The 13,492-nt window shown below is 35.2% G+C and carries 13 protein-coding genes, 1 tRNA gene and 1 pseudogene; 1 reads left to right on the top strand and 14 read right to left on the bottom strand.

Annotated elements, in window-relative coordinates; all coding sequences use genetic code 11:
- Positions 1-12: 12 nt before the first annotated feature.
- The 4 genes and pseudogenes from CBF37_RS02295 to CBF37_RS02310 all read right to left on the bottom strand — a co-directional run bounded on the left by CBF37_RS02295 (position 13) and on the right by CBF37_RS02310 (position 5,885).
- A complete protein-coding gene (locus CBF37_RS02295) occupies positions 13-3,438 on the bottom strand; it encodes a pyruvate carboxylase (protein ID WP_125983101.1) in 3,426 nt (1,141 codons plus the stop codon).
- Positions 3,439-3,470: 32 nt separating this feature from the next.
- Complete coding sequence (locus tag CBF37_RS02300; RefSeq protein WP_125983102.1) at positions 3,471-4,715, bottom strand: FtsW/RodA/SpoVE family cell cycle protein; 1,245 nt, start codon at positions 4,713-4,715, stop codon at positions 3,471-3,473.
- Between the two features lie 5 nt (positions 4,716-4,720).
- A complete protein-coding gene (locus CBF37_RS02305; protein ID WP_125983103.1) occupies positions 4,721-5,020 on the bottom strand; it encodes a DUF1507 family protein in 300 nt (99 codons plus the stop codon).
- 184 nt (positions 5,021-5,204) lie between these two features.
- Positions 5,205-5,885: pseudogene (locus CBF37_RS02310) on the bottom strand (IS6 family transposase).
- Between the two features lie 152 nt (positions 5,886-6,037).
- Between CBF37_RS02310 and CBF37_RS02315 the strand changes: the two are divergent.
- Positions 6,038-6,784, top strand: coding sequence for a bifunctional hydroxymethylpyrimidine kinase/phosphomethylpyrimidine kinase (locus CBF37_RS02315; RefSeq protein ID WP_165866606.1), 747 nt, complete (start codon positions 6,038-6,040; stop codon positions 6,782-6,784).
- A 33-nt stretch (positions 6,785-6,817) separates the two neighbouring features.
- Here the strand turns inward: CBF37_RS02315 and CBF37_RS02320 are convergent, their stop codons facing one another.
- The 10 genes from CBF37_RS02320 to yhbY all read right to left on the bottom strand — a co-directional run bounded on the left by CBF37_RS02320 (position 6,818) and on the right by yhbY (position 13,475).
- Positions 6,818-7,996, bottom strand: coding sequence for an acetyl-CoA C-acetyltransferase (locus tag CBF37_RS02320; RefSeq protein ID WP_125983105.1), 1,179 nt, complete (start codon positions 7,994-7,996; stop codon positions 6,818-6,820).
- A 197-nt stretch (positions 7,997-8,193) separates the two neighbouring features.
- Complete coding sequence (locus tag CBF37_RS11945; protein WP_125983106.1) at positions 8,194-8,478, bottom strand: helix-turn-helix transcriptional regulator; 285 nt, start codon at positions 8,476-8,478, stop codon at positions 8,194-8,196.
- Positions 8,479-8,927: 449 nt separating this feature from the next.
- Positions 8,928-8,998 (bottom strand) — tRNA-Thr (locus tag CBF37_RS02330).
- Between the two features lie 47 nt (positions 8,999-9,045).
- Positions 9,046-9,540 carry a cupin domain-containing protein gene (locus tag CBF37_RS02335; RefSeq protein ID WP_125983107.1) on the bottom strand — a complete coding sequence of 165 codons (495 nt, stop codon included), beginning with the start codon at positions 9,538-9,540 and terminating at the stop codon, positions 9,046-9,048.
- A gap of 16 nt (positions 9,541-9,556) precedes the next feature.
- Positions 9,557-10,732: a nucleotidyltransferase gene (locus CBF37_RS02340; RefSeq protein ID WP_420824156.1), complete on the bottom strand. Its 1,176-nt coding sequence runs from the start codon at positions 10,730-10,732 to the stop codon at positions 9,557-9,559.
- A 68-nt stretch (positions 10,733-10,800) separates the two neighbouring features.
- On the bottom strand, positions 10,801-11,535 hold the full coding sequence (locus tag CBF37_RS02345) for a class I SAM-dependent DNA methyltransferase (protein ID WP_125983109.1): 735 nt from the start codon (positions 11,533-11,535) through the stop codon (positions 10,801-10,803).
- A gap of 1 nt (position 11,536) precedes the next feature.
- Positions 11,537-11,893 (bottom strand): ribosome silencing factor, encoded by a 357-nt coding sequence (rsfS, locus tag CBF37_RS02350; protein WP_240626649.1) that lies wholly within the window; start codon positions 11,891-11,893, stop codon positions 11,537-11,539.
- A 15-nt stretch (positions 11,894-11,908) separates the two neighbouring features.
- Positions 11,909-12,508, bottom strand: coding sequence for a bis(5'-nucleosyl)-tetraphosphatase (symmetrical) YqeK (yqeK, locus tag CBF37_RS02355; protein ID WP_125983111.1), 600 nt, complete (start codon positions 12,506-12,508; stop codon positions 11,909-11,911).
- The gene (locus CBF37_RS02360) at positions 12,501-13,118 is read right to left on the bottom strand and encodes a nicotinate-nucleotide adenylyltransferase (protein WP_125983251.1); all 618 of its coding nucleotides are present in this window, start codon (positions 13,116-13,118) and stop codon (positions 12,501-12,503) included. The genes yqeK and CBF37_RS02360 overlap by 8 nt, the downstream gene beginning before the upstream one ends.
- Before the next feature lie 45 nt (positions 13,119-13,163).
- Entirely contained in the window at positions 13,164-13,475 is a 312-nt protein-coding gene (gene yhbY / locus CBF37_RS02365; protein WP_125983112.1) for a ribosome assembly RNA-binding protein YhbY, read from the bottom strand.
- Between the last annotated feature and the right edge of the window lie 17 nt (positions 13,476-13,492).

The raw sequence follows: 13,492 nt of genomic DNA on the forward strand, positions 1-13,492 counted from the left end.
CTTCAGTTAGAATTATATACTTAATTCAATTAATAAGTCACCCGATTGGATGGCTTCACCTGAAACAACATGAATCCTTTTAACGTGTCCAGTGCGACTTGCGTTAATTGTTGTTTCCATTTTCATTGCTTCAGTAATCAGTAAGGGTTGTCCCTCAACGACTTCATCACCAACATTAACTAGAACATCTAATACTGAGCCAGGCATTGTGGCACCAATATGATTTTTATTTGTTGGTTCTGCTTTCTCTTTTAAAACTACCTGCGTTTTTACTTGTTGATCTTTAACGGTTATTTCACGACGCTGCCCGTTTAAATTAAAGAATAAGGTACGATTACCTTCGATATCAGAGCGACCGATTTCATCCAGCGTAATAATCAATGTTTTCCCTTTTTCAATCCTTACTTCCACTGTTTCACCTTCACGCATTCCTTGGAAGAATGTTAATGTATCCAACAATTCGACATCACCAAATCTATCGTGCATTTTCACATAATCCAAGAAAACTTGTGGATACATGATATAACTGATCACATCCAATTCTGTTGGTTCATAATGAATCAACTCGCTTAATTCTGCCTTTACGACAGAAAAATCAACGGGTGGTGTTAAACTGCCAGGTCGAACGTCAATTGACTCGCGCCCGTTTAAGATGATTTCTTTCAGCTTAGGGGGAAATCCTCCCGTAGGTTGACCAAGATTTCCTTCAAAGAAATTAATAACTGACTCCGGATAATTTAGAGTACGACCTTTTTCATATATGTCATCTTCTGATAATTCGTTTTGTACCATAAAAAGCGCCATATCGCCAACTACTTTAGAAGACGGTGTAACTTTAACGATATCGCCAAACATTTGATTAACTACAGCATACATTACTTTGACTTTATCCCACTTAGCCTCTAAGCCGACTGCTTTTGCTTGTTGCTGCAAGTTTGAATACTGACCTCCCGGCATTTCATGAGCATAGACTTCCGTTTGTGCTGCACTGATTCCATTCTCAAAAGGTGCATAAAATGTGCGCACATCTTCCCAATAGTGATTAATCTGCTGAACATTATCAATATTGATATTTGGTGTTCGATCGCCATTTTTTAGAGCATAATACAAACTACTCATACTTGGTTGACTAGTTGCCCCGCTCATAGCGCTCATAGCTACATCAACAATATCAACACCCGCTTTAGTAGCTGCAGAATATGTGATAACACCATTTCCTGCTGTATCATGAGTATGTAAATGGATTGGAACAGAGACAGTTTCTTTTAGCGCTGTAATCAAGTGATATGCTGCTTGAGGCTGAAGCAAACCAGCCATATCTTTAATTGCAATAATCTGTGATCCCATATTTTCCAAATCTTTTGCCATTTTTTTATAATATGTCATATTGTATTTCGTTTGATTTGGATCCAACACATCACCTGTATAACAGATAGTCCCTTCTGCAATTTTACCTGCATCTCTAACATATTGAATCGACTTCTCCATCTGAGGCAACCAGTTTAGACTGTCAAAAATTCGGAAAACATCAACGCCTTCTTTCGCCGCTTTGTTAATAAATTCTCTTAAGACATTGTCAGGATAATTTTGATATCCAACAGCATTAGACCCTCTGAACAACATTTGAAATAGAGTATTAGGCATTAATTTACGTAATTTTTTCAGTCTTACCCATGGATCCTCATTCAAGAAACGATAGGCAACATCAAAAGTAGCACCACCCCAAACCTCGGCTGAAAACAACTCAGGTATTCCTTGACTCGTTTGTTCAGCAATCTTTTTAAAATCGGTTGTACGAACTCGAGTTGCAAGTAGACTTTGGTGTGCATCTCTAAATGTTGTATCAGTCATCAACACTTCTTCTTTTTGATTAATAAAATCAATAACAGCTTGAGGCCCCTTTTGGTCTAACAACATTTTGGGAGTAATTATCGCATTATTTTTTACAATTTCTTTTGGTAGCCTTGCTTCTTTTAGATATTTCTTCTTTGTCTTTTCAACACCAGGAAATCCGTTAACTGTTATTTCTGCAATATATTTCATTGTTTTATTTCCACGATCACGGACTCGTGGAAAATTAAATAATTCGGGTGTATTATCGATAAATGTGGTAATAGCTTTACCAGAAGTAAATTCCGAATGCGAAATAACATTAGCTAAAAACGGGATATTTGTCTTAACTCCGCGAATTCTAAACTCTTTTAAAGCACGAAGCATTTTTTGAATTGTTAATTCAAATGTCAATGCATGTGTACAGACTTTCACTAATAAAGAGTCAAAATAAGGTGTAACCACAGCACCAGAAAATGCGTTACCCACATCCAAGCGAATACCGTAACCACCTGGCGAACGGTATGTATCAATTTTACCAATATCAGGCAAGAAGCCGTTCAACGGATCTTCAGTTGTTATCCGACATTGAATCGCATAACCATGTATTACAATATTTTTTTGTTGTGGGATTCCAATTTCTGCATGCAAATCCATCCCCATTGCAATTTGTAGTTGTGACATAACAATATCCACATCAGTAATCAGTTCAGTAATCGTATGCTCTACCTGTACACGAGGGTTTACCTCAATAAAATAAAATTTATTGCCTTCTACTAAAAATTCTACGGTCCCTGCATTAATGTAGTTGACATGTTTCATCAATTTAACTGCTGCTTGACATATTTCCTCACGCTGCGATTCACTCATCGACACACATGGTGCAACTTCAACAACTTTTTGATGACGGCGTTGTACCGAACAATCACGTTCAAATAAATGGACTATATTGCCATGCATATCACCAAGAATTTGAACTTCAATATGCTTAGGATTTGAAATGTATCTTTCCACATAGACTTCATCACTACCAAAAGCTGCTTTAGCTTCGCTTTTAGCACGTTCATATCCTTCAGCTGCTTCTTCAGGATTGTGAGCAACACGCATACCGCGTCCACCACCACCTAGTGCAGCCTTAATCATAACTGGATAACCATGTTCAGCACCAAAGTCTAAAACCTCCGCCACTGATGCAACAGGACCATCAGTTCCAGGAATTGATTGAACACCTGCTGAAATCGCCGCTTCCTTAGCTTTAATCTTATCCCCGAAAATATCCAAATGATGCAGCGTAGGACCGATAAACGTCAATCCCTCTTCTTCACAACGTCTTGCGAAATCGATATTTTCTGATAAAAACCCATAACCAGGATGTATGGCATCAGAACCACTCATTTTTGCGATTCGAATAATATCTTCTATATCTAAATAGGCATCAATCGGCTTTTTCCCTGATCCGACTAAATAAGCTTCGTCTGCTTTAAAACGATGAACAGAACGGTCATCTTCTGCTGCATAGATTCCCACTGTTTCGATATGTAGTTCTGTACACGCGCGAAAAACACGAATAGCTATCTCGCCTCTGTTAGCAACTAATACTTTTTTCATTACTTTTCCCCCATTATTATAAAAAAAAGATTTTAACTTTTTCTTATTTGATCACTATGATGTTGAGTGTATTCCAATTCTAAATGTTGTTGATATGCTATTTCTCTTTGTTTCTCAAAACTTTTTCTTTTTTCGTCAGCACTAATATTCAAGGCTATACCGACACTCACCGATAATGTAATCAAGCTAGACCCACCTTGGCTTAAAAAAGGAAAGGTCACACCGGTTAAAGGAATAATACCTGTGATTCCTCCGATATTGACAAATGTCTGGATCAACAGCATCCCTCCAATACCTATACACATCAATGAATTGAATGTGTTCTTCGAACGAATACCCACTAAAAAAATTCGAATAATCAAAAATAAAAGGACAGCTAGAATAATCAATGACACAATAAGTCCCAACTCTTCAATAACAATTGAGAACATAAAATCTGTCTGTGCTGCACTTAAGAAGCCCTTTTTTTGAATACTATTTCCAATACCACGTCCAAACCAACCACCATTACTCATTGCATAATAGGAATTAATCATTTGATGTCCATCACCCAAAGGATCGATAAACGGATTTGAAAATGTTCTGAACCGTTGATAAACATAGGCAAATCGCTGCGGAAATAAAAACTCACCGGTAACAGAGATAAACTGAATGGCTAAAAATGACACAGTTACCCCACCGATTAAGCAAAGCGAGGTGTACATATAATTAATTCCGCTGGCTAAAATGACAACTAAAGCAATTAAAAACAGAATAGCTGCACCGCCATTATCCGGCTGAATAATAACCAAGGCTATGAGACCGCCTACTAACAGCATGGGTTTTTTTATCGCATGCTTAAAATCATGCTCAATTGATTTTTGTCGTCTCGATAAAATATAGGACAAATACCAAATAATGATAATCTTTAAGAACTCAATTGGCTGTAATGTAATCGGACCTAAGCTGAGCCAACCATCTGCGCCCCCACCTGACTGTCCTAAATTACTGAACTTTGTCAGCAATAGCATAGCACTTATAATAAAGATAGCTATCATAATAAGGTTTTTATGCATAAAATAAGATGTCTTCATTTTATAGATAAAGACAATTGCTATCACTCCAAATAGAAAAAAGGCTGCTTGCTTTAAGGCATCTTGATTTGGATTTAATCCTTTAGATGCTAAAGTCGCTGAGCTCGCGCTATAAACCATGATGATTCCTAGAATTGATAAAAACAAATATGGAATCAAAATTGCATAATCTAAATAGAAGCGTTTCTTCACACGCTTATGCAAAGGTGTCACTTCCTTTCACTGATTTCTTTATCTCTTTGTTCATCGTAAACTTTATTATAGACATCATTTAATTCAGTTTCTAACTTAATAATTAACTGATGATTTTCTTCTCGTGTAATAATTCCGATTTTTTGGGCAAAATCAAGCTGCCTTGAATAACCGAACATCTGCGTATCAATAACTTCTTCGAATGCACGGCACTGCGCAATACACTCGTAATTATGCTGATTTTTAATGAGCCTTTTAATTTTTTCAGACTCTTCTTGCAAAACCATTAAACCGGCTTCTCTTGAAATCTCTAACATATTACAAGCCTCCTTCATTGTGTAACATTATATCATAAATTACAGATACGACTCTATATCTTTTGAATGATAAAACTAAAAATCTTTTAACTCTAGTTAATCATAAATAAATATATTTTAATTAATTCTTTGGTTCTGTTGCAAAGTTAAAAGTAAAAAAGCAATTTCTCCTGATGTCCTCTTTTTAGGCAGATATTCTTATTAATTGTTTAAGCTCGTTGCATACTGAAAAACCAAAGAGATTTCCGTCTCTTTGGCTAACTTTATATATAAGGCATGTACTATTTAAATTTCTTTAATTGTAGTGGACGAGACGAAGTCCTTAAGGACTGATATCGACGGTACCATTTCTTAACGAATCGATGATCTTGCACAATAATATTATTAAATATTTACTGGTTCTATGAATAGTTAATTCAAGTAGTCCTTCTGATTTTAATTGATTGAGTGCACATGTCAGTGATGATGCTTTTTATCTATCACAATCGATCTAGGTTCTCCAAATTGTTTAATTAATCGTTTGAAGAAAACATATGCAATCTGGCTTTTACGATTTTTTCATAACCAAAGGTCTAATGTTAAGCCAGATGAATCAATAGCACGGTATAAATACTTCCAATCCTCTTTCACTTTAATATAAGTTTCATCCATCCGCCATGAATCACCAACTGTCCTATTTTGCTTCTTCCACAAGCAATAGATAATCTGGCTGTACTCTTGTACTCATCGGTAGATAGTCGTGTGACAAACAATAATTCCTCGATCAGCCATGATTTCAGAGACTTCAAGTTGTATCTTAAGTAAAATATCCTACAGCTACCATAATAATGTCTTGTTGAAATTGTTTCCCTTTAAAATGAGTCATCGAAAATCTCCTAACTATCTTTTTATCTTAATTTTAACTTAAAATGTTAGCCTTGAGAAAACTTTGCAACAGAATCAATTCTTTCAATTATGTTTAGACTGAAATATGTTATACTTTTCTTATTTCATAACAATTCTTTAGGAGGACTGCTGATGGTTACCAAAGTTCTAAGTGTGTCTGCTTCATTACCGAACTGTACTGGAGGAATTCAACGTGATTTACAACTTTTTCAGACCTGTGACGTTTTTGGTTTTACAGTCATTACTGAGCTGATTACAATTGATAGATCCACACAATCCAGTTACACTTTTGATTCATCATTGGTTAAGCAACAATTTAGCACCGTCCTAATTGCTGAACCAATTGACGCAATAAATATCGGCTGTTTAACAACCGTTAAGACGACTGACACATTAACCGAACTCTTATTAGAAACTCAAACTAAACATATTATTTCTGCTCCAGTAAATTATAATTATTCTAGCAGCACTGATTTAACAGCATATGAGCTAATGCAATATGCTGAGAAGCTGATACCTTTATCGACTATTTCCATCTTAACTTATGAGGATGCGTTAAACATACTTAAAGTTTCCCCAAATGTTAATCACGACTCTAACGATTTAACTCTTATTGCTAAAGAAATTTTTAAAATATACCGACCTAAAGCTATTCTGATTTTAAAAATCGAAAATAAGTCAACTATTGCTGTCAGCCAACACGTGTTATTTGATGGAAAAAAATGTCAATTCTTTACGCATAAAATATTTAACCAGCAAAATAAACACTCGATGCAAGGTGATCTGGCTGCTTTTATTACTGCAGAACTTGGTAAAGGATTATCTATTATGCAAGCTTGCAAACTCGCTGAAAAATTTATAGAACAGTCTTATGATTAGAATAAAAAGACACATCATCCGATGTGTCTTTTGTTATCGTGAAATAACCATCGCAACACCCTGCCCTCCGCCGATACACAAAGTCGCAAGTCCACGTTCCGCTTCTTGTTTATCCATCTCATGTAGCAAAGTTACTAAAATTCTTGCACCACTAGCACCGATTGGATGACCTAACGCGATTGCACCACCATTAACATTTGTCTTTTCTTCATCCAACCCTAACTCTTTTATTACACTGAGTGATTGAGCAGCAAAGGCCTCATTACCTTCTACTAAATCTAAATCAGATACATTTAATTGAAGTTGTTTCAATATCTTTTGTGTAGCAGGAATTGGACCGGTTCCCATTAATTCAGGTAAAACTCCTGCTGAAGCATAACCTTCAATAGTTCCGAGTATTCTCAAATTCAATTTTTCAGCAGTCATTTCATTCATTAAGATAAGAATTGCTGCACCATCATTTATACCGGAAGAATTACCCGCTGTCACACTTCCGCCTTCTTTAAAAGCTGCTTTTAATTTGGATAATTCCTCATAGGTAGAATTAAAACGCGGAAATTCATCAGCTGCAATAGTTAATGGCTCGCCCCTTCTTTGAGACACAAGAATAGGGACAATCTCTTTTTTAAATCTTCCCGCTTCGATAGCTTCTTGTGCTTTTCTTTGACTATTCAATGCAAATTCATCTTGCTCTTGACGTGTTATTCCGTACTTTTCTGCAATATTTTCAGCAGTTATCCCCATATGTTCATGACTAAAAGCATCCGTCAAGCCATCAGACAACATTGTATCAACCAACTGACTATTGCCCATCATCTGACCGAAGCGGTGATTTGGTACGACAAAATTTGCTTGACTCATATTCTCAGTACCTCCTGCTATCACTACTTGATTATCGCCGAGCATTATTGATTGTGCACCCAATATCACGGATTTCATTCCTGATCCGCATACTTTATTAACTGTAAATGCAGATGAAGTTTCTGGAATTCCAGACTTTAAAGCGGCTTGCCGTGCAATGTTCTGACCATGACCTGCAGATAATACATTACCAAGAATAACTTCATCTACAATATCTGGTTTCAAATTAAGCTCTTTCAAAGATGCTTCAATGACTTGAGCTGCTAAATCAGCAGCTGATACATTTTTCAAACTGCCTCCAAATTTTCCAATCGGTGTCCTTTTTGCGGATACTATTACAACACGGTTCATAAAAACCTCCTACAAAACTATTTACTTATTTATCCTAAATAAATAATAACCAACCAGCGTATAAAAGCAAGACAGATATATTTGTTTTAAGGTAATATTAACATTCCATTTTTTAGAATCCCATAAGTAATACAAAAAAATAATAACGGAAAACTTAATAAAAATAAAAGATTGACTAAAATCATTATCCATCTTACTTAATTCAACTTTATAAAACCAGAAAAAAGAATACCCGAAAAACCTGATAAGGTACAGAAAAATAAAAGAAATGCTCCTAATAATAGTTTAGTGTCACAACTTAAAAGATCACCTATCGACATTCTGTAAATATCACTAATTTTTACTACGGTCATTAAATTGGGGCTTTTGTCGCATTCCCAACTTAAAATAATTTGTCTGGTAACATTTAATTGATCCCCTATTTCCTGCTGAGTAAAATTCAATTCAAATCGCCACTTCTTTAACATGTCTTGAAATAACATTTATAAATTTCACAAGGAACTCTTCAATGCAACAAAAAAAGTGACGTAAATATTCTTTGCGTCACTGATAAAATAATAATTATGTACTTATTTAATTCAATATTTATCTAGTATTAAAATTGAGAAGCATCACTATAAAAAGAACGATAAACTCCATTCAATCCGGCAGTCAGTCCAATAGAGACTAATTCTGTAATCAATTTATCTTGCTCGGAAGTGAACGAACATTTTCGCTCAGAAGCATTAAAATAAATAAAATTAGTCAATCGATTGATTAATGCCGCGACACCGAGTGTCGCATCTAGTGTTTGATATACACTTTTTCTAATACGTCTGGTAAGTTACAATAGGAATCATCGTTAAGGGAGAGACTATTGTATAAAGCATGAACGATTACTTTTTCTTTTGATTCCAATTTTTTCACACCCTGCACCATCTTAAATAATATATGCCCTCTACCAGAATTGAACTGGTGTTACCGGGTTACGAATCCGATGTTCTACCACTAAACTAAAAGGGCGACTAGTTATATAACTAGTGTAATACTTTTTTGATATTTTTCAAGACTTAATTTTCATTAGGTAATTCTTTATAAGCCAACTTTTCAATAATTTGTTGATGTTGCGGATATTTTTCCAATAACTGTGATTGTGTAAATAATTCAAAATCTTGAAAATCAAATCCAGGAATAACCGCACAACTAACTAGTGCATATCCTCTTTTAACTGTCGAACCAAAAATTGTGCCCGCTGGTACGACAAAATGAAGACGATTACCTTGTTCCTTTCCTAAATCAACTTCAGCATACTGTCCATCCGGATAGATACAGTGAACCGTTAATGTCTGTCCTTCATGAAAATACCAGATTTCATCAGCAATTAATCGATGAAAATGCGAAGGACTATCAGGTGTCAGTAAAAAATAAATACTCGTATACAAATGACGGTTTTTGTCGCTTTCGACTGCATACATTTTTTTACTTTCTTCTGTACGTTGATAAAAGCCTCCTTCTGGATGTGCTATCAAGCCTAATTCATTAATCCAATCTTCCTTAGTCTTCATTATTCCATCTCACTCCTTAATCAATTACAATTGGTTTTCTATAAAAATCTTGAGAATCATGCACCGCATTTGAATAAACCAAACCAGCTTTTATATCTACGTCCATTAATTTTGTGTTTTTTTGATTAACATTTGTAATTAACGGCTTATTAATTATCTTTTTTTGTTGTTTCAAAAATTGCTGACCAATTGAATTAAAACCCAATATTCGCAAATAAGGGTTTTCCCAAACAGTCTGAACCTCTTGCTGTGTTAAATTTAAAAGTAAATAAACACATAAACGCTGCAATCTAGTCCGTGTATATCTTTTACTTTTTATTTTTTTAATAAAATCATCAAGACCTGTCGCGCCATTAATATATTCTTTAAGACGATATTCTAACCCTTCAGACATCTGATAAATCTGGCTAAGTTCGGCAACAGAAGTAGTCTGTATTTTATACTTTAAAAAAGGCCAAAAATCAACCCAGCTAACTATTGATTCATTAAGACAATCAAAGTAAGTCTCAAATGGGACAACATCTTTTAATGAATCAATATTTTTTTCTGCTAATAATTTTCGAATACCTGTTGCACTTGCATATTTCTGCTGTTCAAACGTGGTATCATGAAAACCGCTACCTTGACGTGTCACAGGATAAAGAGACATTGGAAAATCATATGCAGCGTTACTTTTAGCATATGCCATTCCTAAAATGTGATTTGGCGATGAAAAATCAAGCAGCCATTCTGGGAATAATTTACGATAAACACTGGTCATTTGCTGCGGATAACTCATACCATTGTTTTTTATCTTTTGATACTCTTCGTCAATAAGCTGTTGATTTTCATAATTAAAACGACCAAAACGTTCGTAATCAAGATCCCCAGTAATATCTGTACCAAAGCAAAGACTATCCACTCTTAATGAATGTAGCAGTTTAACTGCACCATCGGCAAAATAATCAGCTGATTGAACAGAATATACTGTTGGCAATTCAATAACTAGGTCAACACCATTTTTTAGTGCTTGTTGCGCACGTATCCACTTATCCATACATGCCGGTTCACCACGTTGTAAGAAATTTCCACTCATAACAGCCACAACAACATCGCTTTTACTTCGTTTTCTGGCTTCTAAAACATGGTATCTGTGACCATTGTGAAAAGGATTATACTCGACAATCACACCACAACTTGTTAACAACTTCAGCACTCCCTTTGTAAAAAAAAATTAGAACAAAGTTATTTTAACTTGCACTAATCTTTTTTATTGACTAATTATTTATAACAAACAAAAAACCATCTCGTAGAATCATCTTGCGGTGCATCATCTGTAAAATCAGCACAGATATCTACTGATGAAAAACCTGCATCTTGAAGTAAACTTATATAAGTATCCAATTCATATGTTCGTTCTTCATGTAACTCATCGACTCTTACAAAACGGTCATCCGTTTCTTTGATGAAAAATGTCAAAAAATGCTCAACACTAAATTCATTTACACCAGGATAAGATTCCCAAAGAAACGCAAAATCATCCGTTTGATAATGATAGCTGTATTCTTTAAACATTTCCTCAATTTGAAAAATCGAGTGAACGTCAAAAATAAATCGGCCATCATCCTTTAAACTCTTATGAACACCGGTAAAAACGTCTAAAACAGCTTGTTCATTAGGCATGTAACATAGTGAATCTGAATAGCATGTCACCATATTATATTTAGAGATATCATCAAGCTGCAACATATCCCCTTGTTTGAAAACAACGTCTGTTTTATTTTCTCGGCCGCGTTTATCAGCTAAACGAATCATATCATGTGATAAATCAACACCTGTCACATCATAACCTTCATTTGCCAATAAAATCGATAGAATACCGGTACCGCATGCTAATTCTAAAACTGCATGGCCTTTGTCAGACATATGACGCTTTGTAAATTCTAGCCAATCATTATATAAACTGCTATCCATCACTTCATCATAAATCGCCGCAAACGTCTCATAGCTGGCCATATTAATCAACCATCGCTGTAATATCAACTAACGGAGCATCACGCCATAATTTTTCAAGATTATAAAATGAACGTTCCTCACCATAAAAGACATGGACAATGACATCATGCAAATCAATTAAGATCCATTTTGCTGAATCTCTTCCTTCAACTCGTTTCATGTCAATACCTGCTTTTTGCGCTTCACTGACAATCTCATCAGCAATTGCAAGTACCTGTTTATCACTGTTCCCATGACAAATAACAAAATAATCCGCCAATAATGAGACGTTTTGTACATCCAGTGCAATAATTTCTTCTGCTCTTTTATCATCAGCAGCCTTTACTACTAACTCTAATAATTCTTTACTTTCGATGATAATTCCCTCCTAAAATTAATCGGCTACCCACCGATTATATGTTTCAATTGTTTTTGGATAAATTTTATGGTTGTGTTCTATTAAGAACTTTAAAACTTGCTGTGTTTCAAAGGCTACAGCAGCATCTAAACTTTTTTCAGCTATTTCACGTGCCTCTGCGACTACTGGAAAATCCCGACCGTCTTCAATATAATCCGCCACATATAATATTTTATCTAATTCTGACATATTAGCGGCCCCAGTTGTATGCAGTCGAATAGCTTGTAAAATATCCTCATCTGTCACATGTAATTCATCTCTAACTAATTCAGCGCCTGCCACGCCATGCCATATTGAATTGCCGAAAGTAATCAAGTTTAGATCCATTTTTTTTGTTTCAATTAAATGAATCATTTCTCCATCAGGACGTTCTTTTGCGTAATCGTGTGCTAAGGCAGCAATACTAACTTGTTCCAAATCAGAGTAATTGTACATTTCTGCTAATTGTAAAGCTTTCTGTTCTACGCGGCAAACATGAGCAAAGCGTTTCTCACTTAACTTAGATGCTATTTTTTCCATGAATACATCTCGAGTAAATGGTACATATTTTTCGGTATACACTAAATTCTTAGTCATTACGATATAGACCCTCTTTCTCAATATAATCAAGCACCTTATCTGGTGTAAAGTAACGGATTGAACCATTTTGATTTATTTTTTTCCGTATCATACTGGAGCTTATATCCAGTAATGGTACATCAACCCAAATAATTGGATAATTGCTTTCTATATTATATCCTGATCGGTTAACACCGACAAATTGAACCATTGAAACTAACTCATCGATTCGATACCACTTCGGCAAATAGTCTACCATATCTCCGCCGATAATAAAATAATAGGACACTTCAGGATTTTCTTCCGTCAACTGCTTTATAGTATCATATGTATAACTTTTCCCTTGCCGATCAATTTCACAAAGTTCGAGCTTTAATGTTGGGTTGTCTTCTATCGCTAAATCTAACATTGCTACACGATGCGATGCATCAATAACTTTTTTCTCATCAATATGAGGTGAATGAAATGAAGGCATTAAATAAAACTCATCCAGATGTAATTGTTCACTGACTTGATCAGCAATAACCAGATGTCCATGATGTACGGGATTAAATCCGCCACCCAGCAATCCTACCGATTTTTTCTTTTTACCTTTATGCTGCGGTGTAACATGAACTTTGGGTAACACAAATTCCTGATATTTACACTTAAGAAACACAGTCTGTCACCTCTGTTATATTTTAGAAACTGCTTGAGACACTTTTCTAAATTTTTCTTTTGATGACGGACGGTAGACAACAAGAACACGGCCAATCACCTGTACAACTTGGCAATTCAAGGTTGATTCGAAAATTTCTGCAACGTCCTCAGTGTCTTCATCAGTATTTTGTAATAGACTAACTTTAATTAGTTCACGACGCTCCAAAACATCATCAACTTGCTCAAGCAATGTTTCACTAATACCGCCTTTACCGATTTGTACAATTGGATCTAGATGATGTGCTTGACTACGTAAATAACGCTTTTGTTTTCCTCTTAAATTCATTTTATTCCTCTTTCTTT

The organism is Vagococcus vulneris (assembly GCF_003950515.1).
Taxonomy (GTDB): domain Bacteria; phylum Bacillota; class Bacilli; order Lactobacillales; family Vagococcaceae; genus Vagococcus; species Vagococcus vulneris.